Origin of the sequence: Pseudoalteromonas sp. S1727, assembly GCF_005886375.1 — a bacterium.
Lineage (GTDB): Bacteria > Pseudomonadota > Gammaproteobacteria > Enterobacterales > Alteromonadaceae > Pseudoalteromonas > Pseudoalteromonas haloplanktis.
The window spans coordinates 1-26,307 of record NZ_PNDT01000053.1 but is presented as its reverse complement, the minus strand read 5'-3'; the positions used below and the strand labels follow the sequence as shown (position 1 = coordinate 26,307).

Here is a 26,307-nt window from a genome sequence, read left to right as displayed (position 1 = left end):
AGGTTATTTTTGGTTTATAGTATTTATAACTAAAATAATTACCGGGTTTTAAGGATTTAAAACCTAATTCTAATCTAAATTGGTTAATCACGTGACTTATAAGAAAACAACCCTCGCAACGCTTTGCGCACTTAGTGCCAGTACCTCCGTTTTTGCCGATCAAAACATTAATCATGGTATTGCATATAATGGATTTACAGGTATTTTTCATACCCCTACAGCTGAAGTAATTAATAAAGGTGATGTTGATATTGGTTATAGTAACCAGCTAGAAATTAGAGGAAAATACACCGACGGTCATAACTTTACCTTTTCTGCTGGGCTTTTTGATGGCTTGGAAGTAAGCGGACGAATTACTTCATCAACAATGCACGACATTACATTTAGCTATGAAAACAAAGATCAAATACGCGATCTATCATTTAATGCCAAATATCAAGTTCCTTTTATTCCAAAGGATTGGTTTAGTATTGCTATTGGAGCTAAAGATGTCGGTGGTGCCGCTAATCAATATGAAGCATTTTATGCTGTAGCTTCGAAACAATTATGGGACTTCCGCTTTAGTGCCGGTGTAGGCGCATCAGACACACTCACAGGGCAATTAGACGGTGTATTTGCAGGTATTGAATACCAACCTTTTAGTTGGCTCTCAGTGCTCGCAGAACATGATGCTGAAGCATTCAATTTAGGCGCACGTGTTACCGTACCTAAAGAGTGGCTATACGACATTGCGACTGTTTCATTTAATAGCCGCTTTTATTCAAATACTGAACTTGCTGACAATGATACTTATTGGGGCGTCAATATCAGCATGCCACTTAGTGATGAAGCGCAAGCGAATTACACAAAACCAAAGCCTGCGCCAGAACCTGTAGTTCACACAGCAGCTCCTGCAAATACAACTTCAGAGCTCACTGTAACCACCCATTCTAATCCAGGTTTACCCACTACTGTAAAAGAACCATCAACAAACCAAGCTGAAACGACAAATAGTGCTACAACAACTATTACGACTGAGCAAAATAACAACCATCAAATCCATAACCTTAAAAATAGCTTAGTCAACGATGGATTTGAGAATATTCGTGTTGGTATCAGTGACAATGCGAAAATCATAGTTGAGTTTGAAAACTCGGTATTTAATCGCAATGAAATTGATGCCTTAGGACTCGTATTAGGGCGTATTACCGAGAATTTTACTGACTCTAATAATGAGTTTATTGTTCGCTTATCAAAATTAGATATTCCGTTGCTACAAGTTAGTGGACGTTTAAACAATTATCGTCGTTTTATCGATGAGAATATTACCCCTGATTTAATGATCAGTACTCAATTTAGTGATGACAACACGACAGCAGTTAAGTGGGCAGGTAGTGCTGCAAACACCAGCCCTTACTTTGTGCCGCGAGTTACATTTTCACCATCGCTTTCATCTAGGTATGCAACCGAGCTGGGGGTATTTGACTACTCATTAGCCCTACAAGCTGATTTAAACGTGCCTCTATGGCAAGGTGCTGGAATTAATATCACTGGTCAAGTCAATGTAGCTAACTCCGATCATTTTGAAGAAGGTTCGGCTTTTTCAAACTCTCGTCAGGAAACCGGAATTAAACGCGCTGTGGCCTATCAAACATTCTCTCTCCCGTTCAATATTTATAATCAAACTCAAGTTGGCTTATTCCAAGACTATTATGACTTTATGGGGATCACCAATGAAACCGCTTGGCAAAGTCCTGCTGGAGCCCATAAATTAAAAGCTGAAATTGGCTATTTCGAATATAAAGATTACAACACCGACAAACGTGATTATTCATTACTTTCATATCGTTACTTATGGGCTGAAAAAGATGTGTCTTTCCATTTAACAGGGGGGCAGTTCTGGAATGAAGATAGCGGCTATAAATTCGAGACCAAGTTTTGGTTTGGTGATGCTAACTTAGCAATAATCTACAGCGATACAGACGTCCAAAAAGTAGGCATTGGTTTTAGTATTCCATTATCACCTCGCAAAGATATGGATGCTGGAAATTGGCAAGTTAAAGGCACGCAAAGTTGGACTCATAGTGTGAATACTATTATTAACCAAGATGTTAATTTGATTAATACTGCAAGTGCTATAACGCCTGCATCATCTATAGACCTCGATAAAACTTTCCTAAACCAAGATCGTATGTCGAGTAGCTATGTTTATGCTCACTTAGCACGATTAAAAGAAGCATACGAAACGTATAAATAATAACACATATTAAAAAAGGCCTATTCAGGCCTTTTTCCAAGAGTGTTAAGTTGCGGCTCATTCACAGTGGCAGATAAGCCAAGTGATAACCAAGCTGAATTTTAGCATGTAACTATGCGACTCAAAAATCACTAATGTTGTTTACGCTTTGCTCAGCCACTAGAATGGATAAGCACTTAATTCGCTTAACATTCCCCTGTATGAAGAGTTATTTTTCTAACAGTATATCGTGTATTTTTACTAAATCCGTTTTGCCAGCGATGATCTCATCAGGAGTTAAACCCGAGAGCTCATGTGGGAATACTAGCCACTCATCTGATTCATGAATATAGTAATCAGGCTTCATGTCTACTTTTGAGTTTTTCGGCTTATAGTATGGGCAAGCAACGCGAATATCTTGTGGTAAATTTAAACGCATCAACTCTGATAGCTTTTCTTTTAGTGCAAAAATACTGCGACCTGAGTCAAAAACATCATCAACGATCAATAATGAATCACCGGCATTGGCATTCTCAATAATATAATGTAAACCATGTACTTTTATTTCTTTAGATTGCTGGTTGATACCATAATAAGATGACGTACGCACTGCAATATGGTCTGTTTCTATTCCTTTATAATCATAGTATTCTTGCACTGCAATACCAATTGGAGCACCACCTCGCCAAATGCCAATTATAAAATCAGGACGAAAACCATCTTGGTAAACTTGTGCTGCAACACGAAAAGAATCTTCAAGTAGTTGCTGCGCTGTGATGTAAGTCTTATCAGACATAATAGAAACCCCAGTGTAAGTAGATCATTCAAGTGTAGTGTAAAGCAACCTTGAACAACAAAGTGGGGCGTGATTTTACAGTAAAAAAATAAGAAAAGCTTGTTTGAGTTTGTAATTACTATTTTTCAGATAATAAAAAAGCGCCTAAGTGAAGTAACTCACACACGTAGGCGCTTTATTCGCATATTAAATTTATGCTTTTTCTAACAAGGTACGTGCTACGGTTCGCATACCTACCGTTGTAGCGCCTGCCGCCCACTGGCTAGTACTGCCCATATTAAACGCCGCAGCTAAATCAATATGTACCCAACCTTTGCCATCATTGGGTACAAAGCGCGATAAGAAGCCCGCAGCATTTGATGCACCACCATATCCGCCACCTTTTTGCGCACGACTATTTGCAGTATCAGCATACGGCGAAGGACAGTTTTGTTGATGCCACTTTTCAAGCGGTAATGGCCATGCAGCTTCCATTTCTTGCTCTGCAAAACCTTCCACTTCACGTACAAACTCTTTATCAAGGCCAAATAAAGCATTGTACTCTTGACCAACAGCAACCAGTGCTGCACCAGTCAGTGTTGCCGCATCAATAATAAGTGGCGCACCAGTTTCCCCTGCAGCCATAAGGCCATCAGCAAGTACTAAACGGCCTTCTGCGTCCGTATTTACAATCTCAACAGTTGTGCCATTTTTATAAGTAAGAATATCACCTAGCTTATAAGCGTGACCTGAGATCAAGTTTTCAGCACAGCATAAAAATAATTTAATACGCTTATTAATTCCACGGCTAATGGCTAATGCAAGGCCAGCAGTCACTGTTGCTGCGCCCCCCATATCGCACTTCATGCCTAGCATACCTTCGCTGGCCTTAATTGAGTATCCACCCGAATCAAAAGTGATCCCTTTACCCACTAAAGCGGCATCTACCGGTGCGTTGTCATTACCTGTTGGGTTGTAATCAAGCGCTAGTAATACTGGCGGGCGCTCACTTCCACGACCAACCGCATGAATACCAATCCATTGCTGTTCAAGTAGCGCATCACCTTTAATAATTTGATAACTGACATGCTCAGGCGCCAATGATTGAATAAATTCAGCCGCCTTACCAGCTAAGCTCTCAGGAAAAATATCATCAGCCGTGCCATTGATCATTTCACGCGCCCAGGTAGCAGAGCGTAATAATGACTCAAGTTCTTTACTGTCGGTTTTTGCATTTTCTACAAACTCAACACCAGCTAATGTTTTAGGTGATACAAAACCTTGATAAAATGCCCATTGCGTTTCAGTACACCAACAATCACCCGCAAGTACTACATTCTTAACACCTTGATTGGCAATACTGCGCGCGGCTTTTTGCACTTTCATCAATGTGTCTTGCTCAGCTAAATGAACGGTTGCACCTTGCTCATTGAAAGATAATATGGCGGTTTCGCCCCAATGCGATGCAGCACCCTGCTCGCTTAATTGAACAACAAATTTTTCAGACATGTTAGAATACTCTTTGCGCTATATAGTGACACTGAGTCTACTATAGCTGGCACAACTTCCCAACCGAATGAGACTAAATAATGAAATTTGCTAAGCCATTACAACAAGCCACATTAATTAAGCGCTACAAACGGTTTTTAGCCGATTTACGCCTACAGGACGGCTCTGAATTTACAGCTCATTGTGCTAATACAGGAAAAATGACCGGCTGCGCTGAGCCTGACTTTGCCGCATTTTATTCAACAAGTGATAACTCCAAACGTAAGTACCCTCATTCACTCGAGTTGACCCAGAATCAATTTGAACAATTAATTTGTGTAAACACGGCGGTAGCCAATAAAGTGGTCGAAGAAGCCCTACACGCTAATCTGGTTACTGAGTTAAGTGGTTATGAGCAACTACAAAGTGAAGTGAAATACGGCCAAGAGAACAGTCGTATTGATTTTTTACTCAGTGATTCTAAACGCCCGAATTGCTATATTGAAGTAAAGTCTGTCACTTTACTGAGTAAAGACTCTCCTTTGAGTGGCCAAGGCTATTTTCCTGATGCGCAGACCTTACGCGGACAAAAACATATTCGCGAATTAATCGACATGGTTGCACAAGGCCAACGTGCTGTTTTATTTTTTGCTGTTTTACATGAAGGCATTAGCCAAGTTAGTGCGGCAAAACATATCGATGAAAAATACGCGCAACTATTAACCCAAGCAATTGCTGTCGGTGTTGAAGTACTGGCTTATAAAGCGAAAATTTCGGCCAAAGAGGTAACTCTGGCCGAAAGAATTCCATTTATTCCTTAGTTAGTGACACGTCCATCTCACCAATCAAATTAAGGTTTATATCTTCATCCTTGAACAGTAGTGGTCTAAGCGTCGCATTTTCAGAATAAAAACGTGATTGATCATCAAAGTGATCAGAGGTTGAGTCTGAACTTTGTGACATCGTCAATATCCCTTTAGCAACCGGACCATCATCGGTAAAGTTCATAACAAACATCCAACTTGAGCCATAATTCACTGGATAACCTGACGCTGTTAAATTAGAGCGCAAAGGCTGGCCAGTAATCGCATCATTTAGTGCTTGGTGATCAATATACGGGATCAAGGTTGAGCGCGTGGTACCGCTGCGATCATAACGATATACATTAAAACCACCTTCAACATGCATTGGCCCACTCCACGGTAATTTTTCGCCACTCGCGTTACCACCAGCCAATGTTTTCTCTACAAATTGCATTTGCGCAAGCGTTGCATCGAGTGCAATACCATTACTTTGCAATGTAGCAACAGCATGTGCCAACGTAACCAGTGCCGAGCCGTCAATACGTAAGGTGTTTGGTGTATTAGCAGGATCAGTTACATCAAAGTTATCACCAAGGTGGGTTTTAGGATCGAATAAATGTGCAAACTCCCTAATAAGCGCTGCACCTTTCGTGTCTAGATTCATAGCACCATTCCATTGCGCTAAAACGTCACATGCTTGAGTTAAATCAATACTATCACCGTTACTTAGCATGACTGGCGTATCGCCTTGTGCCTTACATTGTGTAATAAGCTGCTCAAACACCAGCTCACCAAGATAAATACGATCGCCTACCAGTGCGGTTTCGAGTTCATCTAAAGTAAATAAACCATCCTCACCAGCACCGTCTTTTAATAACTGTAATCCCATGCGAGTACGCAATGATAGCGGCTGATGTACATCACCATATTGCGCAGCAAAACCCAATAATGGCCGCTCAGGGTTAGTAACCCAGTAGCTGTCGTTGGAGTTTTGTACATAGTCGGTACGGTGCAATTGCGGGGCCTTTTCAAAAGGAACATTACCGTTACTTTCAAATATTTTTAAATTGCCGGGTACTAAATCAAACCCTGTTGATTCTCGCAGTGCAACAAGCTCAGGTTGGATACGAATAGCCATGTTAGCAGTATCACTCACATTTAATACCGTACTGTCATCAACATAAAATACATTGCCTGCTTTATCTGTTGCCATGGTGTTGTTAAACGCCACACCATCAAACTGAGCAAATGAGGCTTTCATATCATCAAGGCTGCGAGCTTGGTTTAAAGCCGACCACTGAGCAACTACATCCATATTAAATTCATTAGCATCTTTAATAGTAAATGCTTGGCTATCATCCCAACCTAAACCATTTGCAGCTGGCGTTTCGATCATCAAACCATGGTGGCTGTAATAAAACTCCTTCTCTAAATTAATGGTCATGCCTGGTGCAACAGCCACTTCCACGGTAACTTTTTTGCTCGTAATTGTGTGGTTATCACCTTCAACGCTGTAACTCATTCGGTCATTCTCATTCAACGCTAATTGATAAATTAAAAAGTGTCGCGCTGTAGAAAATGTATGAGTCCATGCAACGTGCTCATTAAAACCAATATTGATAACCCCTGGCATGCCTTGCAAACTGCCCCCCATTACATTCATAGCGCCAGGAATGGTTAAATGTGATTGCCAAAACCGTAAATTACCTTCATGTGGGAAATGTGGGTTAGCTAATAATCCTCCTTTGCCATTGGCCATTTTATCTTTACCAAGCCCCCAACCGTTTGAGCCAAGATGCTGGTACTTTTTCTCTAATTTAAAGCTTTTTGCTTGCTGGTTAAGATTTTTGACAACACTGGAGACCGCACTTGCAGCCGATGCAACTGGGGTTGGTAAATACTCATCGCCATCACCTGGGCTTGCTAAAAACGCTAAATCTAGAAAATTTGCAGAACTGGCTAATTGTACCGTTGCCATAGCGTAAGCCAACATGTCTTCTGGCGTTAATGCGAACACCCAAGGTTGCGATGCACACTCTGGAGCTAAGTTATCTACTCCTGTATCGCTTACGTATTTATTAAAGCCTTGCACAAACCCCTCATAATGCGCACGACTGTCTTCATTAAGTTCACTATAGTGCGCTTTGGCATACTCATTGACGCCCAATGCTTTGTAACCAAAGTCAGAAATTAAATGCCCAGAATCGCCACTACCCGGTACTTTATCGGGGCCATAAAACTTAGCTCGTTCACCACGTGTTTTAACAATTTGATCGAGTAACAAACACGCATGATCTTTTGCATAAGCATAACCACTGCCAAAAGCTAAGCTTTCAAGGTTATCCGCTGTAATATGCGGCACACCAAATGTGGTCCAACGAATATTAGCATCGAGCTTATTGTCGTCGTCAAAAGCGGTAATGGTTGGGGCAGGTTCTGGCGTTGGTTCCACAACCACAGGTGGTGGCGTAATAACGTTTTTATCGTCATCAGAGCTACATGCGCTGAGCAATAATGCCGCAGCAATACTAATTGAAAGTGTGTGAAGTTTCATTGGGGTTCCTATCCATTATTGTTTGTTCCATTGGCTACCTTGCCTTATTAAATGAACTAAATCTTGACCTTTCACGCAAAAAATTGACTTTGCGCGCCAACTAATGCAGCTTACTCTGTTATTCACTCTACAAAATAGCTCGCTATGTACGTTGTTAGTAGTCAAATTATTCGCGCACTCGTGCACTTTTTAATAGCACAAGGCATTGCACCGGCCAAACTTACAGCCGTACTGACAACACGTGCTCGTTATTTAGATGAAAGCAATTATCGATTTCCAGTCCAAGATTATGAGCAACTAATGAGTTACGCAGAGCAGTCATTACAGTGTGATCATATCGGTTTAAAATTTGGGCAATCATTAAAAACACAAAGTTGGGGACTGCTAGGCCATATAGCATTGGTCAGTGAGTCATTAGCAAAGGTCTTATTACACGCTCAAAAACTCAACACTCTTGTTCGCAATATTGGCACCATTACCTTGCGTAGTGAAGGATCGCTAAGTTATTTAACTTGGCAACCCAACGTCGACATTCAACATCACATGGTCGATGAACTATTTAGCAGTTGGTTATCGTTTGCTAAGCATTGCTGCTACAACACAGCTGAGTTAGCACTAGAGAAAGTACAGCTTAGGCGCTTGGAACCAAGCTCGACGAGCTTGCGAGCTTATAAAGCTGTATTTAATTGCCCTATTGAATTTTCCGCGAACCATAACTGCTTATGTTTCAAAAGTAGCTTATTAACTAGCCCATTACATAATGCCAATAAAGACCTTGAGTATTTACTTGCCGCTCAGGCAAGTACATTAGTAAGCGAACACGACGAAATTAATCAACTCAAAGCATTTATTACCGCTCACTTTCCACACGTGCCTACCGTCGATCAAGCCGCTTATCACTTAGGGTTCAAAAAACGCAGTTTTCAACGCTACTTACACTCACAAAACTGTAGTTACTCACAATTGGTTGATGAACTGCGTAAGTACCATGCCAAACTAATGTTGCAACAAAAAATAAGTGTTCTGGAGATTACGAGTCGTCTAGGTTTTTGTGAGCAAAGTGCTTTTCAACGTGCCTTTAAACGCTGGTATGGCTGTACCCCTAAAAAGTTTTTAACCTATAAACCATGCCAGCGGCAGAATTAACCTTAAGATATTCGTCATCCAGAACTAGGTAATTACAAGAGATGTAAAAAAATTGAGTTGCTTTTCATTTTTTTGCCCATATAACTAGGCCAGTTAGAAAATAGCTAACTGGTTAAACAGCCATTATAATTTTTTCAAATTGTGTTTTTAACCAGTGAAAATTATTTAACCGCAGCCAATAAATTAAAAATAAATTTGCCTAGGCCATAGGATTCTGTTATTTATAGCCGCCGGCTAAAGCTGGGCATTATATTAAGGATTTAGGAGAAAGTTATGCCAGACCAAAAAAAATTAGGGTTATTGGCTCAGGCCGGATTAGAACCGTATCAGGAAAAGCCGGGCGAAGAGTATATGAATGAGGCACAACGCGCTCATTTTAGAACTATTTTGGAAGCATGGCGCAACGATTTACGCAATGAAGTTGACCGTACTAAATCGCATATGCAAGACGAAGCAGCTAACTTCCCTGATCCAGTTGACCGTGCCGCACAAGAAGAAGAGTTCTCTTTAGAACTGCGTACTCGTGACCGTGAACGTAAACTGATCAAAAAAATTGAAAAAACAATTATCCTCATTAAAGAAGATGATTTTGGTTTTTGTGACTCGTGCGGGATTGAAATTGGTATTCGTCGTTTAGAAGCACGTCCTACAGCAGATTTATGCGTAGACTGTAAAACACTTGCGGAAATCAAAGAAAAACAATCTGGACGCGGTTAATTTTTGTAATTAATCAATGTCTACCACAGCCGTTATTACTGCGCCTATGCGCAACTACCGCGGTCGATTTGCACCGTCACCTTCTGGGCCACTTCACTTTGGTTCACTTGTGGCGGCTGTGGGCAGTTACCTTGACGCTAAAAGCAACCAGGGAACTTGGTTAGTCCGAATAGAAGACATTGACACCACACGTGTCGCACAAGGGGCAGCCAAAGATATTCTAACAACCCTTGAAGCCTATGGCTTACATTGGGATGAAGAGGTTGTCTATCAAACCCAGCGTCACGATTTATACGCACACACCATTGAGCAATTAAATAAGCAGCAACTTATTTACGCTTGCCACTGCTCACGCAAACAGATCAAAGCGCTCGGTGGAATATACCAAGGCCATTGCCGTCACCTAAACCACTCGCAACGCCACAGCGCCTTACGCTTAATACAGCAGCACCCCATCAGCCAGTATCATGACCTTATCCAAGGTGCAGTAACAATAAACCAAGAATTAGCCCGTGAAGATTACTTAATAAAACGCAGCGATGGTTTATTTGCTTATCAATTGGTGGTGGTTGCAGATGATATTGCTCAAGGCATAACTCATATTGTGCGTGGCGCTGATTTACTTGAACCGACTGCTCGACAACTCAGCTTATTTAAACAGTTAAATCATACAGCCCCACATTACGCACATTTACCATTAGCAGTTGCACAACCTGGTTTTAAATTATCGAAACAAAATTATGCCCCAGCGATTGCCAAAGACAACCCAAAACCGGCACTGTTCAACGCATTTGAATTTTTAGGTTTGACCCCACAAGCTGAACTAATTGAACTAAGTATTGAAAAAATGCTGTGCTGGGCTATCACTCATTACAGCTTGCAAAGCGTGCCTAAAGTGGCCGAAATTCAAGTTTCACAAAACCCACACAGCCAAGCAACCCTATTTACGCATATAAACAAATAAAAATTCGCTAAAAATGGTGAATTTTAAAGCCTTCAACTTAATTTTTGAGCTGTGCTGGTATATGATAGCCAACCTTAAATGTGCAATTCATTTAGTAATACCCATTGCGATAAATGAGCAAGCAATACTAGCACCACTAAAACGGTTCAATAACAAAATAAAATCTACAACATTAGCCTGTTGTAACGTTTTAATGCTGTTAATGGTAACTTTAACTCGCTAGATTAAGCGAAACTCTAATACAATAGGTATCACCAAGTAATTACATAGCATAGCGATCACTCTCGTAGTGCGACTATACTTGGTTTAATTTTTGATGGCGTCCATCAAATAACCAGATTCTGTAGGAGACAGATTATTATTTCCAAGCTTTTTCAATTTTGTCGGCAAATCATAGGCCCAACCGCCTCAACAACAGCCGAACATACTCAAGTCTCTGCGCAGCCTTTAATAATTGGACGCAATGAGCATGGTATTTCTCGCAAACAATTTAGCCCAAATGCAATCAAGGTATTATATCGCCTTAAAGATGGTGGCTTTGATGCCTACCTCGTTGGTGGTTGCATTCGTGATATTTTGTTAGGTCAACAACCAAAAGATTTTGATGTAGTCACCAATGCCACCCCAGATCAGGTTAAAAAGCTGTTTCGTAATTGCCGCTTAATTGGTCGTCGTTTTCGCTTAGCGCATATTGTCTTTGGTCGTGAGATCATCGAAGTTGCCACCATGCGTGGTCATCACGAAGCTGCCGATGATAAAAACCAAATCAGCCAATCAAATGAGCAAGGTCAACTACTACGAGACAACGTATTTGGTAGTATTGAAGAAGATGCGGAACGTCGTGATTTTTCAATCAATGCTTTATATTACTCAATTAATGACTTTTCAATTCATGATTATGCTAACGGGCTAGCTGCTATCAATGCTAGACAAATCGAAATGATTGGTGATCCGCAAACGCGTTACCGCGAAGATCCGGTACGTATGCTACGCGCAGTGCGTTTTGCCACCAAGTTGGACATGTCAATTGCACCAGCAACGGAGCAACCATTAACAAAATTAGCAAACCTACTCGATAATATACCGCCAGCACGTTTATTTGAAGAAACATTAAAACTGTTTTTAAATGGTAAAGCTGAAGCTAACTTTTTAATGCTACGCAAATATGGACTTTTCAAGGCATTATTCCCAGCGCTTGATCGTATTTTAGATAGCAACCCTGATGGCTTAGAATTTGCTTTTATTCGTCAAATGTTCCGCAATACTGATGCACGCATAAATGCAGAAAAGAAAGTAACACCAGCCTTTATTTTTGCCGCCTTGCTTTGGTTTCCATTATTAAAGATCACTAAAACCTTGCAAGCACAAGAGCAACTATCTGAATACGATGCATTTGCGCAAGCAATGAACAAAGTACTCAGTGAAAATGCCCAGCACATCGCAGTGCCGAAGCGATTTACTTTGGGTGCCCGCGATATTTGGCATATCCAACATCGTTTAGATAAACGCTCAGGACAACGTGCATACCGCTTAACTCAGCAACCACGCTTTAAAGCCGCCTACGACTTTTTATTACTCCGTGTAGAAGCCGGAGAAAAACAACATCAGGAATTAGCAAACTGGTGGACTGACTATTTAAAACAAGACATTAATGGTCAAAAAGACATGGTGAAAGCGTTAGGTAATCAAGGGGCAAGCAAAGGCCGTCGCCGTACTCGCCGACGCAGCCCAAAGCCAGCATCTGAATGAAAATGCAAACAGTCTATCTAGGTTTAGGGGCTAATTTAAATAGCCCACGTACGCAACTCGATCATGCGGTAGCTGCATTGCGCGCATTAGCTGATTGTGAATTTATTGCTGTTTCGCATTATTACGCAAGCAAACCGATGGGCCCGCAAGATCAGCCTGATTACGTAAATGCCGTGGCGGCCTTAAAAACAACACTACAGCCTGAGCAACTACTTGATTTAACACAACAAATAGAACTTCAACACGGCAGAGTTCGAAAAGCCGAGCGCTGGGGGCCGCGCACCTTAGATATTGATATTTTATTATTTGGCGATCAAGTCATAAAGAGTGAGCGCTTAATTGTGCCCCATTATGGCTTGACCGAACGAGAGTTTGTGGTTTACCCACTGCTTGAGATCGCCCCAAATATTACGCTGCCAAATGGAACAGCACTGCACAGTGTTACTGCTACTTTGGCATTAAACGAATTACACCAATTACCTCTGTAATTAATTTCAGGCCATTGCCTACGAGGATATTATGTCTAAAATAACCGTTTCTACGCTCAATAAAATGAAAGCAGAACAGCAAAAAATCACTGCTTTAACTGCTTACGACGCAAGCTTTGCTAAGTTATTTCACGATAACGGCGTTGATGTCATTTTAGTTGGTGATTCATTAGGCATGGTGTTACAAGGTGGTGACGATACACTAGCAGTGACAAATCAAGATATTGCATATCATACGCGCAGTGTACGCGCTGGTAGCCGCGAGTTATTCGTTATAGCTGATATGCCATTTATGACCTACTCAAACCCAGCAGAAAGTTGTAAAAATGCGGCTGAGTTAATGCGTGCAGGCGCTAATATGGTCAAGCTTGAAGGTGGTGAATGGTTATATGACTCAATTGTCGCGCTTACTCAACAAGGTATTCCTGTATGTGGTCACTTAGGTTTAACACCACAATCTGTGCATGTTTTTGGCGGCTTTAAAATCCAAGGCCGTGGTGCAGAGCAAGCTCAGAAAATGATTAGCGATGCCAAAGCATTGGAAGCTGCTGGCGCACAAATGATTGTCCTTGAATGTATTCCAACAGAGCTTGCAAAATTAATCACCGAAGCTGTATCAATCCCAACGATTGGTATTGGTGCTGGTAATCAAACCGACGGGCAAATTCTCGTTATGCATGACTTAGTGGGTATCTCCGCAGGTTATATTCCTAAATTTTCTAAAAACTTTTTACTCGAGACAGGCAACATGCCAGATGCAGTTAAAAAGTATTGTAACGATGTTAAAAGCGGTGCTTTTCCAAGCACAGAACATGAGTTTAAATAATGCAGTCGATCACTGAAATAAAATCCTTACGCAGCCAAATTAAAGCATGGCGTCAAGCCGGTCTAAGCGTCGCCTTAGTGCCGACCATGGGTAACTTACATCAAGGCCACTTCTCGTTAGTTGAAAAAGCTAAGAACATGGCCGATAAAGTTGTCGTGAGTATTTTCGTAAACCCAATGCAGTTTGGCGCAAACGAAGATTTAGATAACTACCCTCGCACCCTAATTGCTGATAAACAAGGGCTCGCTGAGCTAGGTACTGATATTGTATTTACACCGACCGTGGAAACCATTTATCCAAATGGTTTAGATGCCCAAAGCTTTGTGGACGTACCGGGAATTTCCATGGGATACTGTGGAGGCTCTCGCCCAGGTCATTTTCGTGGTGTTGCCACAGTTGTAACTAAGTTATTTAACTTAGTTCAACCTGATTACGCTTGCTTTGGTGAGAAAGACTTCCAGCAATTACAAGTGATTAAAACCATGGCTCACGACTTATCTATTCCTGTTGAGATCATTGGTGTTGCTACCAGCCGTGAAGTCTCAGGTTTAGCAATGAGTTCTCGTAATGGCTACTTATCAGACATTCAAAAAGAAACCGCCACAGAACTATTTAGAACGCTAAATTGGAGTGTTGAGCAACTAAATGCAGGACAGCGCGACTTTACTGAAATATGCCAGCAAGCTAAACAACGATTACAGCAGGCAGGGCTAAAACCAGATTACTTTGAAATAGCGCAGCGCGATACACTAAAAAAAGCTACACTCAATGATAGCCATCTAGTGATATTGGCCGCAGCATTTTTAGGCCCTGTTAGGCTTATAGATAATCTGCAAGTTGATATTACATAACAATAATTAGGGATAAACATGAATTCATTACTAAAATTATCAAGCATAGCGCTTTGTGTTGGGGTACTTGCGGGATGCCAAAGCCAGATAGAAAACCCTGAAATGCAGCAATGTGCGCAGCAAAACTATCAATGCGAAGTAAATTGTGAACAACAAAGTACCGGTGAAGGTATGGTTCATAAAGTGTGTAGCACAAAATGTATTGAAGCGTATAACCAATGTAAAGCAAATGCTGAAGCATTAGGTAATGTTCAATAATCAATTAAAACTTACTTGCCAATTATTAAAGTGATTGGCAAGTTCCCCCTCTCTTCCCCTTCGCTAATTACCCGTAAAACAAAGTCTGTAAAATGCCTTTTCATTCACTTTAGAGCAAGGTTGCATCTAGTAACATCTACTTACATTAGTAAGAAGTAGTCATACATTCCATGTAATTATTTCCCGCTTATACAAAGAAAGTACATCATCCTCACGATAAGCGAAACTAAAGCCATTGAAATATAAGTAATTATTTCAGGATCGCTTCTTGCAAAAATGAATGTAACTTATTGCAAAATTTAAAATTAATTAGGTAACAGCTAAAGGAAGCCTCATGGAAACGAAAATGCGAGCAGTTCTGTCTTCATCATTTAAAAAAAAGAGTGTGTTAAGTGCCCTCTTAGCTTTGTCTGTTTTTAATGCAGGCGCAGCCGAAGAGCCAACTAAAAAGCCAGAAGCAGCCGCACCTGTAGCAGCTAAAAAGCCAGATACTGCTGCGCCAGTCTCTGTAAAACAACCAACGCTGCTTACCATTCCTTCAGAAAGATTATTTGAAGTGATCACAGCAAGAGCGAAACAGTTAGCAGCAAACGACTACGTCGCAGCACCTGAAATAGCAATAGATACGTTAAATAACATTAACTATCAAGATTATAGAGCAATTCGTTTTCGCCAAGATCATGCCATTTGGAAGGATCAAAGCTTGTATGAAGTGCAGCTTTTCCATCCTGGTTTTCTTTATAAAAACCCTATCGCTATCAACACCGTGGATACCGATGGTAAGGTACAAAAGCTGCCTTTTAAAACAGATTACTACCGCTATGATAGTACTGCAGCTCCACTTGAGCAGGAAATTAGCGCAGCCTTAGGCAACACTCAATTAGGTCACGCAGGCTTTCGACTTCATTTCCCGCTCAATAATAACGAGTACAAAGATGAAGTCGCAGTATTCCAAGGTGCTTCTTACTTTCGTTTAGTAGGCCCACAGCAAGTGTACGGCATTTCAGCTCGTGGCCTTGCCGTTGATACTGCACTTAGCTCTGGTGAAGAATTCCCCGTGTTTAAAGAGTTTTGGTTAGTTAAACCAACAGCAGAAGACACAAATATTGTGCTTTATGCATTGCTAGACAGCCCGTCTGTAACAGGCGCCTATCGTTTTGAGATAAGTCCATCGACTAACACTGAAATCACAACGCAGATGCAAATATTTGCCCGTAAAGATATTAAAAAGCTTGGCATTGCTCCACTTACAAGCATGTTTTATCACGGTGAAAATAGCACTAAATTCTTTGATGATTACCGACCAGAAGTACATGATTCTGACGGTTTATTAATGCAATCTCAGGATGATAAATGGGTATGGCGAGCGCTTAATAATCCTAAGCAACTTAGCGTAACTTCATTCAGTTATGATAACCCGAAAGGTTTTGGCCTCGCGCAACGTGACCGTGAATTTAATAACTACCTTGATACCGAAGCGCATTACCATGCTCGTCCAAGCTTGTGGATTGAACCAAAAGGTGAATGGGGTAAAGGCCGGGTTGAGTTAGTGGAAATCCCCACGGATACAGAGACTAACGACAATATCGTTAGTTACTGGGTACCAGAGCAGCCACTTAAAGCGGGTGAGACACTAAGTTACAGCTATAAGTTGTCAACTTTTAATACTGCACTTGCGAGCCAAAATAAAGCGCGCGTTTTACGCACACGTATTGGCAGTGCAGCCTTGCCAGGTGAAAAAAATCCACCACCAAAAAGCCACCGTCAATTTACGGTCGATTTTACAGGTGACACAATTAATAGTTTATCAGCCAATATTAAACTACTCGCTAATTTAACTCTCAATTCAGGAAAGATAAGCGATAAAACAGTACAACAATTACCAAATAATCAAGGATGGCGTGTTGCTTTTAAAATCGCGCCTGAGGGAGATAAGCCTGTCGATATGCGCTTATCATTAACACTACGTGACAAAGAAGTAAGCGAGGTATGGAGTTATGTCTGGTATCCAAATGACGTCGAATAGCAACAGCACACACAATACTGCAATGCCTTTTAAAAAGGCGCGAGTATGGTTATTTTCACTGTTAGTGTTAGCCATCTCGGCCTACGGCATGTGGATCATGTTTGATATTTTAAATTCAAATGGCATGACCCCACTTGAGTATGCATTACTGGCACTGTTTTCAATCACCTTTACGTGGATTGTCACCGCGTTTTGCAGTGGCTGCATGGGATTTATTTTACAATTGTTTAGAATCGATCCCTTAACGCTCAAGCGCCAAAAGGCAATTAAAATTGATGAACAAGCACTGAGTAAAACCAGAACAGCGGTTGTCATGCCTATCTACAATGAAGATACCCAGCGTGTTATCGCAGGTTTTGAAGTAAGCATGCGTTCACTGATAAAAACAGGTCAATTTGCTCATTATGACTTTTATTTGCTCAGTGACACTCAAGATCCAGAAATAGCCAATAACGAGCTAAAAGCGTGGCACGCCCTAAGCGAGCGATTAGGCGATGATGTTGCGAAACAAACTTTTTATCGTCGCCGTGAAGATAACAAACACCGTAAAGTAGGTAATCTAACTGATTTTTGTGAACGTTGGGGCAGTAAATATGAGCACATGATTGTGCTTGATGCTGACAGTATCATGACTGGCCAATGTATGCTTGAACTCACCTCAAGTATGATCAACAATCCACAAACAGGGCTTATTCAAACCATTCCTATTCCAGTAAGACAAGATACTTTCTTTGGCCGTTTTTTACAGTTTGCCTCTGTTTTGTACAGCCCTATGCTGGCGACTGGTTCTGCTTTTTGGCAAACCAATCAGGCTAATTACTGGGGCCATAATGCCATTATTCGTGTTGAAGCGTTTATTGATTGCTGCGGTTTACCTGTACTTGAAGGTAATGCCCCATTCGGCGGTGAAATTTTAAGCCATGACTTTGTCGAAGCCTCATTATTACATCGTGCTGGCTGGGATGTGTTATTGCTTAGCGATATTCAAGGTAGCTACGAAGAAGTACCAAGTAATATTCTAGACTATGCCATTCGGGATAGACGCTGGGTGCAAGGTAATATTCAGCATTTAGGTTTATTACCTTCATCAGGTTTAAAAATGATGAGTAAACTGCACTTTTTACTTGGTGCAACAGCTTATATTTCGTCATTGATTTGGTTATCAATGTTAGTGCTTAGTACCATTGACGCCGTTACTCGTGCAATGAATAGTAATGTCTATTTTAATCAGGCATATCAATTATTTCCGACTTGGCAAATTGCTAAAACAGATTTAATTAATTCCCTGCTGTTTGTCACCATCGTACTGTTATTATTACCAAAGTTAATGGGGATCATAGTTACCTTGATCCATCGTAATAAGCAATTTGGAGGCTCATTCAAACTAATTTTGGGCTCAATTATTGAGACCGTGTTTGCAATCATCATCGCACCACTCATGATGGTATTTCATAGTTACTTTGTGGTGTGTGTATTTTTAGGTAAAAAAGTAACCTGGGATGCGCAACCAAGAACGGGTCGAATGGTGCCTTGGAAAGAAGCAATTGGCTATACGTTAATAGCGACTTTAGTAGCCATTGCTTGGGGTAGCGTTGCTTATTACTATACACCCACTTTCTTTTGGTGGTTGTCACCGATTTTAGTCGGATTAATTTTAGCAGCGCCTATTGTTCGTTATTCAAGTAGCATTGGCTTTGGGGTTAAGTTACGGAAAATGGGGATATTCATTTGCCCAAGTGAAGTAGATAATGACGACACACTTGCCGCTTTACGTGTTCATGAGCAAGAAATTACATTACCTAGTGATGAGGTCGCCAATTTCTCAATCCCAGAATTGCCACCAGAGCATGCGAGTGTAATGCCAATCCAAAGCTTTAAGCGCCAAGGGTTAAGTAAACGAAAACGCGTTTTAAATGCCCACCAACAAATCAAGAAGAAACTATTTAACTAGTTTAAACTTGACTCGTAAACATAAAAAACCGCGCAATTTGCATTGCGCGGTTTTTTATTAACTCATTATTAGGATGAGTTGAGTTTAAAGCAGACCTAACTTCTTAAGTTCGCTCATCGCCATTTTGCCAGAAAGCGGCACATAACCATCTTTCTCTACAATTTTTTGGCCATCTTGTGATAACACCATTTTTAAGAACTCAGCTTCAATTGGTGCAAGTGGTTTGTTCGGGTGTTTATTCACATACACATATAAAAAGCGCGACAGTGGATATTTACCTGTAGCAACGTTTTCAAGTGTTGCATCAACAAAGTTATCACCTTTTTTCGCCAGCGGCACTGTACGTACACCAGAAGTCTTATAACCAATACCTGAGTAACCAATTGCGTTCACTGATGATGAAATTGACTGCACCACAGAAGCAGAGCCTGGTTGCTCATTTACATTGTTGCGGAAGTCACCTTTACAAAGTGCTTTACTTTTAAAGTAACCATATGTACCCGACACAGAGTTACGACCGTAAAGCTGAATATCTTTAGCAGCCCAATCACCCGTTAAACCAACGTCACTCCAGCGTGTTACATCAGCATTTGCGCCACATTTACGTGTTGACGAGAAAATCGCATCAACTTGATCAATTCGCAGGCCTTCAATTGGGTTATCTTTATGTACAAACACTGCTAATGCATCGATAGCTACACGCACTTCAGTAGGCTTATAACCGTAACGTTTCTCAAACGCTTCAATTTCTTTTGATTTCATTTTTCGGCTCATAGGGCCAAAATTAGACGTGCCTTCTGTTAATGCCGGCGGCGCTGTTGATGAACCTGCAGCCTGAATTTGAATATTTACATTTGGGTAAATACGCTTATATTCTTCTGCCCAAAAAGTCATCATGTTGGCTAACGTATCAGAGCCCACAGATGAAAAATTACCTGAAATACCACTGACTTTTTGATATTCAGGAATGCTTGCATCCGTTGCCATTGCTTGTGCAGACACAAATGTTGTTACTGCCACACCCATTGCGGCGACTAGATTTTTAAATTTCATTGGGTTACTCCAATTTGGTTCGTCCATTTCTTAACTGCGCTCTACTGTAAAGAGAATAGATGACAGTTAGATTACTCTAAAATGACAGTTTTATGACTTTATACTTTCTCAGCTAAATTAGTTAGTAATAGCGTTTTATCGCTATTGAAGGCAAACGAAAATGTTGAGCCTTCACCTAATTTACTGGTTATTTGTAACTTACTTTCGTGACGAGTTAATACATGTTTAGTGATCGCCAAACCTAGCCCTGAACCACCAGTAGTACGACTACGCGCTTTATCCACTCGGTAAAAGCGCTCTGTTAAACGATTTATATGCTCAGGTGCAATACCATCACCATTATCAACCACCGAGAAATGTGCTTGTTTATTTTTTAACTGCCAACTTACGGTAATTCTACCGCCGGCTTTAGTGTAGTGAATGGCGTTAAACACTAAGTTAGAAAACGCACTGCGCAACTCTTCTTCCGAACCTTTAATATCAAGCCCTGCATCAATATCGAAAATCAACTCATGGCCTTTATCTTGGTTCAAAGACTGTGCCTCAGTTTTTACATAAGTGAGTAATTGCGGTACGTTAACCGCTTTATCGTTGTCTTGACGCCGAGCGCCTTCAATACGTGATAACGACAACAGCTGGTTTACGAGGCTATCCATACGCTTACATTGCTCAAGCATAGTGCCCTGGGCTTTATTCCACATCGCTGGCGGCGGCATCATGTCACCATCAAACATTTCTAGATAACCCGTAACGACCGTCAGTGGCGTGCGTAATTCATGTGACACATTGGCTACAAAATCTTTGCGCATTTGCTCTAGTTGCTTCAAGCGTGTCACATCCCTGACTACTACCATTAATTGTGAACTGGCGTAAGGCATTACCCGAAACTCTAAAACGTGTTCAACACTGTGACCACTTTCCAGTTCAAGTGCCTCATCAAACAATCCCATTTGCATATACTTTGCAAACTTAGGATCCCTCACAAGATTATCAAGGCGTTGACCATGATCCGTCGGCCACTGTAAACCCAACACCTTTAGCGCCAATTGGTTGCACCAAACAATACTTAAGTCACGTTGCAATACCACAACAGCATCAGGAACCGCTTCGGCACCATCACGAAAGCGGCGGATCAGATCCGCTAACTCATTGCGCTTTTTTCGGTTGCGGTGCTGCAAATGATAGATCCCCTCAAACACCTGCTCCCATGCTCCCTCACCTTCAGGAGGATTGAAACTGCGTTGATTCAATAACCAATCACTAAGCCGATATAACTGATGATAATGCCAAATAAGCAGTGAAAATGAACCTAAAAACAAAAGCAAAAATGGTGCGCCAATCAACACACCCACTAATAATAAAGGTAGGAAATAGATAAGCAGACGCTTAGCTAACGCCTGCTTATTGACAACTCGATACATACACTCACTTTACCTTAGAGCAAGACCGACCTTGGCCTGAATGTTTATAGTTTACTCGAAAAACGATAACCTGCACCACGTACAGTTTGTACTAAACGGTCATGACCAAGCGGAGCAATCGCTTTACGTAAGCGACGAATATGCACGTCTACGGTTCTATCTTCAACATAGACATTAGTCCCCCACACGTTATCTAGCAATTGTTCACGGCTATACACTCGCTCAGGGTGAGTCATAAAGAAATGCAATAAACGAAACTCAGTTGGTCCCATATCCAGCTCGCTACCTTGTGAAGTAACACGGTGTGAAATAGGATCAAGGCGTAAACCATGTACATCAATCGCTTCTTCCAATGACGTTGGTGAAACACGACGAATTACGGCTTTAATACGCGCCATCAATTCTTTAGGTGAAAATGGCTTAGTAACATAATCATCTGCACCGACTTCAAGTCCACGAACTTTATCTTCTTCTTCTCCGCGGGCCGTCAGCATGATAATCGGGATCTGCCGAGTATATTCGCTTTGCTTAAACTTTTTGGCTATTTGAATTCCGCTACCACCTGGCAGCATCCAATCGAGTAGCACCATATCAGGATAAGGTTCTACCATAGCAGCAATTGCTGAATCATAGTCTTCAGCTTCAATTGCTTGAAAACCATTTTGCTCTAATACAAAAACCAGCATCTCTCTGATCGGTGCTTCGTCATCGACGACAAGTACTTTACGTGACATTCCAATTTATCTCTTTCGTTATCGAACTAGTTTTCATTATTATGACTAAGTATGACATTTTTATGAAAGTGTAACGTGTAAATCAAAATGCAGGGAAAAAAACAGCAATTAACCGATATCAGGAACTAAATAAGCGTAAATAAGCTCAGTCCAAGCAATTAAACCAACCCTTTTTTACTAGTTGAAATATTTTAGCTCGTATCAACTTTAACTAAAGGCACTCTTATTTTATTTCTCTGACGAGGGGTGATTCTGCTTCCATAGCCATTGTTCATCATTATGGCGGGATCGAACTTTGCATAATTATGAATATAACACGGGTTGCTTTGATCATTTATAGAGATCAAAATTCTACTAAGCATTGAGTTTGGGATCACGCTTTTACTAACCAAGCTCGATCTGGGATCACTGTTTTACCTAGCAAAATCTGTAAGTTGTTGATCATTTAAACAAGCAAGCTGTGAAGTGGTTATTTATACAACAAAAACTCTCACAACAAAGCTGATCCTTAGTAAAAATCTGATCCCAATTATATCAAGTTAGTAAGTCAGTGATCCCAAATTCAATGCTTGGTAAAATAATGATCTCTGTTGATCAACGACAAAAAAAGCCAGTAACATAACGCTACTGGCTGTTTATTTATTAAATAACTTAATGAGTTAACTTATTTAATCTGTGGATCTAATTCACCAGTTAAATACTTAAGGTGCATATCATCCAATGAAATTGGCTTGATCTTACCAGCTTGACCTGCAGTACCAAATGACTCATAACGTGCAACACAGATCTCTGTCATTGCTTTTGTCGCTTCGGCTAAATATTTACGTGGATCAAAGTTGGCTGGGTTCAACGCCATATGACGGCGAATAGCCCCAGTTGATGCTAAACGTAAGTCAGTATCGATATTCACTTTACGTACACCAAACTTAATACCTTCGATGATCTGCTCAACTGGTACACCGTAAGTTTCAGGGATCTCACCACCGTATTGGTTAATGATCTCAAGCCATTCTTGCGGTACCGATGACGAACCATGCATTACTAGGTGAGTATTAGGGATACGCGCATGAATCGCTTTAATACGATCAATTGCTAAAATATCATCTGTCGGTGGACGGGTAAATTTGTACGCACCATGTGATGTGCCGCAAGCAATTGCCAGTGCATCCACGTGAGTTTTACTGACAAAGTCAGCTGCTTCTTCAGGATCGGTAAGCATCTGATCTGTGGTTAATTTGCCTTCTGCGCCAACCCCATCTTCTTCGCCAGCTTCACCTGTTTCAAGTGAGCCAAGTACACCTAATTCACCTTCAACAGACACACCACATGAGTGCGCAAGTTCAACAGTTTTACGTGTAACATCAACGTTATAGTCGTAGCTTGATGGTGTTTTACCATCAGTCATTAATGAACCATCCATCATCACTGATGAAAAGCCTAATTGAATTGAACGTTGGCAAACGCCAGGTGAAGTGCCGTGATCTTGGTGCATAACCACAGGAATATGTGGCCACTCTTCAATGGCAGCTAAAATCATGTGACGAATAAATGGGGCACCAGCATAGGCACGAGCGCCAGCTGAACCTTGTACTATCACAGGGCTGTTAGTTTTATCAGCCGCCATCATAATAGCGCGGATTTGCTCTTGGTTATTAACGTTAAAAGCAGGTACGCCATAACCGTGTTCAGCTGCATGATCAAGAAGTTGTCGCATACTGATTAAAGCCATTTGGTATTCTCCAAATTGTCGATAGCAGTGCACGCACCACTACCTAGTTCGAACGGAATAGTTGAGTTCGGTGCAATCACTGCACCTCGATAGCCTCGGCTTATGCCAAATTTACCGTTATACATAACCAGTAATTAAATAAGGGTGAGAGGTATTTAATAACTGGTCGTACTCAGTGTGCTTACTTAAATAAGCACACTAAGCAAACGCTAATTACTTAGCGCGTTGTTCAAGCATAGCAACTGCAGGTAGTTTTTTCCCTTCTAAGAACTCAAGGAAAGCGCCACCGCCAGTTGAAATATACGAGATTTTATCGGCAATGCCATATTTATCAATGGCTGCTAACGTATCACCGCCACCGGCAATTGAAAATGCGTTAGAATTAGCAATCGCTTGTGCAATCGCACGCGTGCCATTACCAAACTGATCAAATTCAAATACGCCAACCGGGCCATTCCAGACGACAGTTCCCGCATTTGCAATAATTTTTGCAAGTTGGTTAGCCGTATCTGGGCCAATATCAAAAATCATATCTGTGTCTGTTACATCGCTAACATCTTTTAATGTTGCCACTGCAGATTCAGAAAACTCATTAGCAACAACAACATCTGTTGGTACTGGGATTTCGCCATTATTGCTTTTCGCCGCTGCACTTAACTTATTTGCTTCGTCAATTAAGTCAGCTTCGTATAATGATTTACCTACAGGGTAACCCGCTGCAGCAATAAAAGTATTCGCGATACCGCCGCCAGTTACAAGTTGATCAACTATCGTTGACAATGAATCAAGTACCGTTAATTTAGTTGATACTTTTGAACCACCAACAATTGCCACAAGTGGACGTGCAGGGTTATCAAGTGCTTTGCCTAACGCTTCTAATTCTGCGGCTAAAAGTGGCCCCGCACACGCAACATCTGCATATAAGCCAACGCCATGGGTAGATGCTTGCGCACGGTGAGCCGTACCAAATGCATCCATTACATAGACATCACATAATGCCGCTAGTTTTTTAGCTAGCGTTTCATCGTCTTTCTTTTCACCAACGTTAAAGCGTACGTTTTCAAAAACCACCACTTCATTATCAGCAATTTCAACGCCATTTAAGTAATCTTTTTCAAGACGTACATTTTGCTCAAGTGCTTCATTTAAATAATCAACAACCGGAGCTAAAGAAAACTCTTCGTTGTATTCCCCTTCCGTAGGGCGGCCTAAATGTGACATCACCATTACTTTAGCGCCTTTTTCAAGAGCAAGCTTAATACTTGGTAATGCAGCACGAATACGTGCATCTGAGGTCACTTTACCTGCTTTTACTGGTACATTTAAATCTTCACGAATTAACACGCGTTTGCCGTTTAAATCTAAATCTGCCATATTTATGACCGACATGGACTTCTCCTTAGTTAACGATACTGACTTGAAATATATAGGTTTTATTTTATGGTATAACTTTTATATTAATTACTTGCTGCCATCATTACTCGTGCTGTATCGAGCATCCGATTAGCGAAACCCCATTCATTATCACACCAGACTAACAACTTTATCAGCCGTTTATGACTGACTCGTGTCTGTGTGCCATCTATAATACAAGAATGTGGGTCATGATTAAAATCAACGGATACTAATGGCTCTTCGGTATAGCTTAAAATACCTTCTAAACGATCTTTCGCTGCAGCTTTTAATACTTTATTCACCGCGTTTAAATCAACATCTGCGTTGACTGTTACACTTAGATCCATCGCTGTCACATTGATAGTAGGCACGCGTACCGCAATGGCTTCAAAACGGCCATGAAACTTAGGTAAAATCCGTTCAATCCCACGAGCTAACTTAGTATCAACAGGAATAATAGACTGACTTGCAGCACGGGTACGACGTAAATCATGGTGATAAGCATCAATCACTTGTTGATCATTCATTGACGCATGAATAGTGGTAATCGCCCCTGACTCAATAGCAAACGCATCATCAAGTACCTTGATAACTGGCACGATACAGTTAGTCGTACATGAACCATTAGACACAATCGTATGCTCAGTAAGCAGCTCATCGTCGTTGATACCATACACTATCGTGGCATCCACATCTGCATCAGCTGGCTGAGAAAATAAAACTTTTTTGGCCCCTGCATCTAAATGCAATTGCGCGTGTTCACGAGAATGATAAACACCGGTACACTCTAAAACCACATCAATATCAAGTAACTGCCATGGCAGCTCAATTGGATTTTGCTCAGAAAATAATGCAATGGTATCGCCTGCAACATTTAGGGAGTCTTCCCCCAACGTAACTGGATACTTAAAACGACCATGAGAGGTGTCATATTTCAGTAAGTGAGCAATCCCTTGAGGATCGGCGAGTTCATTAATCGCAACAATTTTAATATTGTCACTAAGTCCCGATTCATAAAGCGCGCGGACAATATTTCGACCAATTCGACCAAAACCATTAATTGCAAGTTTGATTGCCATTAGAAAGAAAATCCACTCTAGTTGCTTGCAGATAAAGGCAACCTGCCTTTGAGATGGCGGTATTGTAATCGACCTTGAGTTTGAA

At 41.1% G+C, this 26,307-nt stretch carries 21 protein-coding genes; 12 read left to right on the top strand and 9 right to left on the bottom strand.

What is annotated here, in order from left to right; genetic code table 11:
* Nucleotides 1–91: 91 nt before the first annotated feature.
* Nucleotides 92–2,236: a YjbH domain-containing protein gene (locus CWB85_RS13255; RefSeq protein WP_016708558.1), complete on the top strand. Its 2,145-nt coding sequence runs from the start codon at nucleotides 92–94 to the stop codon at nucleotides 2,234–2,236.
* A gap of 208 nt (nucleotides 2,237–2,444) precedes the next feature.
* Here the strand turns inward: CWB85_RS13255 and CWB85_RS13250 are convergent, their stop codons facing one another.
* Together CWB85_RS13250 and pepB are read right to left on the bottom strand one after the other, a co-directional pair.
* Nucleotides 2,445–3,011, bottom strand: a complete 567-nt coding sequence (locus CWB85_RS13250; RefSeq protein WP_016708557.1) for a phosphoribosyltransferase — start codon at nucleotides 3,009–3,011, stop codon at nucleotides 2,445–2,447.
* Between the two features lie 192 nt (nucleotides 3,012–3,203).
* A complete protein-coding gene (pepB, locus tag CWB85_RS13245; RefSeq protein WP_016708556.1) occupies nucleotides 3,204–4,499 on the bottom strand; it encodes an aminopeptidase PepB in 1,296 nt (431 codons plus the stop codon).
* A gap of 80 nt (nucleotides 4,500–4,579) precedes the next feature.
* Between pepB and sfsA the strand changes: the two genes are divergently transcribed.
* Nucleotides 4,580–5,299: a DNA/RNA nuclease SfsA gene (gene sfsA / locus CWB85_RS13240; RefSeq protein WP_138555145.1), complete on the top strand. Its 720-nt coding sequence runs from the start codon at nucleotides 4,580–4,582 to the stop codon at nucleotides 5,297–5,299.
* Here sfsA and CWB85_RS13235 read toward each other — a convergent pair.
* Nucleotides 5,289–7,835 (bottom strand): penicillin acylase family protein, encoded by a 2,547-nt coding sequence (locus CWB85_RS13235; RefSeq protein WP_138555144.1) that lies wholly within the window; start codon nucleotides 7,833–7,835, stop codon nucleotides 5,289–5,291. The two genes, sfsA and CWB85_RS13235, sit on opposite strands and share 11 nt — an antisense overlap.
* A gap of 144 nt (nucleotides 7,836–7,979) precedes the next feature.
* On the opposite strand from CWB85_RS13235, the gene CWB85_RS13230 reads away from it, so the two are divergent.
* The 10 genes from CWB85_RS13230 (at nucleotide 7,980) to mdoH (ending at nucleotide 18,811) form a co-directional block, all read left to right on the top strand.
* Complete coding sequence (locus CWB85_RS13230; protein ID WP_138555143.1) at nucleotides 7,980–8,981, top strand: AraC family transcriptional regulator; 1,002 nt, start codon at nucleotides 7,980–7,982, stop codon at nucleotides 8,979–8,981.
* A gap of 273 nt (nucleotides 8,982–9,254) precedes the next feature.
* Nucleotides 9,255–9,698 (top strand): RNA polymerase-binding protein DksA, encoded by a 444-nt coding sequence (gene dksA / locus CWB85_RS13225; RefSeq protein ID WP_016708552.1) that lies wholly within the window; start codon nucleotides 9,255–9,257, stop codon nucleotides 9,696–9,698.
* Nucleotides 9,699–9,714: 16 nt separating this feature from the next.
* The gene (gene gluQRS / locus CWB85_RS13220) at nucleotides 9,715–10,662 is read left to right on the top strand and encodes a tRNA glutamyl-Q(34) synthetase GluQRS (RefSeq protein ID WP_138555142.1); all 948 of its coding nucleotides are present in this window, start codon (nucleotides 9,715–9,717) and stop codon (nucleotides 10,660–10,662) included.
* 390 nt (nucleotides 10,663–11,052) lie between these two features.
* Nucleotides 11,053–12,411 carry a polynucleotide adenylyltransferase PcnB gene (gene pcnB / locus CWB85_RS13215; protein ID WP_232321854.1) on the top strand — a complete coding sequence of 453 codons (1,359 nt, stop codon included), beginning with the start codon at nucleotides 11,053–11,055 and terminating at the stop codon, nucleotides 12,409–12,411.
* A gap of 2 nt (nucleotides 12,412–12,413) precedes the next feature.
* Nucleotides 12,414–12,899 (top strand): 2-amino-4-hydroxy-6-hydroxymethyldihydropteridine diphosphokinase, encoded by a 486-nt coding sequence (gene folK / locus CWB85_RS13210; protein WP_029216123.1) that lies wholly within the window; start codon nucleotides 12,414–12,416, stop codon nucleotides 12,897–12,899.
* A 31-nt stretch (nucleotides 12,900–12,930) separates the two neighbouring features.
* Nucleotides 12,931–13,725, top strand: a complete 795-nt coding sequence (gene panB / locus CWB85_RS13205; RefSeq protein WP_016708547.1) for a 3-methyl-2-oxobutanoate hydroxymethyltransferase — start codon at nucleotides 12,931–12,933, stop codon at nucleotides 13,723–13,725.
* Nucleotides 13,725–14,576, top strand: a complete 852-nt coding sequence (panC, locus tag CWB85_RS13200; protein WP_016708546.1) for a pantoate--beta-alanine ligase — start codon at nucleotides 13,725–13,727, stop codon at nucleotides 14,574–14,576. Before panB ends, panC begins: the two co-directional genes overlap by 1 nt.
* Nucleotides 14,577–14,594: 18 nt before the next feature.
* Entirely contained in the window at nucleotides 14,595–14,834 is a 240-nt protein-coding gene (locus CWB85_RS13195) for a hypothetical protein (RefSeq protein WP_016708545.1), read from the top strand.
* A gap of 334 nt (nucleotides 14,835–15,168) precedes the next feature.
* Entirely contained in the window at nucleotides 15,169–16,860 is a 1,692-nt protein-coding gene (locus tag CWB85_RS13190) for an OpgD/OpgG family glucan biosynthesis protein (RefSeq protein ID WP_138555141.1), read from the top strand.
* On the top strand, nucleotides 16,832–18,811 hold the full coding sequence (gene mdoH / locus CWB85_RS13185; protein WP_016708543.1) for a glucans biosynthesis glucosyltransferase MdoH: 1,980 nt from the start codon (nucleotides 16,832–16,834) through the stop codon (nucleotides 18,809–18,811). The genes CWB85_RS13190 and mdoH overlap by 29 nt, the downstream gene beginning before the upstream one ends.
* Before the next feature lie 84 nt (nucleotides 18,812–18,895).
* On the opposite strand, the gene CWB85_RS13180 is transcribed toward mdoH, so the two are convergent.
* From CWB85_RS13180 to epd, 6 genes are all read right to left on the bottom strand, one after another.
* Entirely contained in the window at nucleotides 18,896–19,864 is a 969-nt protein-coding gene (locus CWB85_RS13180) for a PstS family phosphate ABC transporter substrate-binding protein (RefSeq protein WP_016708542.1), read from the bottom strand.
* Between the two features lie 98 nt (nucleotides 19,865–19,962).
* Nucleotides 19,963–21,285 (bottom strand): phosphate regulon sensor histidine kinase PhoR, encoded by a 1,323-nt coding sequence (gene phoR / locus CWB85_RS13175; RefSeq protein ID WP_016708541.1) that lies wholly within the window; start codon nucleotides 21,283–21,285, stop codon nucleotides 19,963–19,965.
* Nucleotides 21,286–21,329: 44 nt separating this feature from the next.
* Nucleotides 21,330–22,019, bottom strand: a complete 690-nt coding sequence (phoB, locus tag CWB85_RS13170; protein WP_016708540.1) for a phosphate regulon transcriptional regulator PhoB — start codon at nucleotides 22,017–22,019, stop codon at nucleotides 21,330–21,332.
* Nucleotides 22,020–22,683: 664 nt separating this feature from the next.
* Complete coding sequence (gene fba / locus CWB85_RS13165) at nucleotides 22,684–23,748, bottom strand: class II fructose-bisphosphate aldolase (protein ID WP_016708539.1); 1,065 nt, start codon at nucleotides 23,746–23,748, stop codon at nucleotides 22,684–22,686.
* Nucleotides 23,749–23,961: 213 nt separating this feature from the next.
* The gene (locus CWB85_RS13160; RefSeq protein WP_016708538.1) at nucleotides 23,962–25,137 is read right to left on the bottom strand and encodes a phosphoglycerate kinase; all 1,176 of its coding nucleotides are present in this window, start codon (nucleotides 25,135–25,137) and stop codon (nucleotides 23,962–23,964) included.
* Between the two features lie 68 nt (nucleotides 25,138–25,205).
* A complete protein-coding gene (gene epd / locus CWB85_RS13155; RefSeq protein WP_138555140.1) occupies nucleotides 25,206–26,222 on the bottom strand; it encodes an erythrose-4-phosphate dehydrogenase in 1,017 nt (338 codons plus the stop codon).
* Between the last annotated feature and the right edge of the window lie 85 nt (nucleotides 26,223–26,307).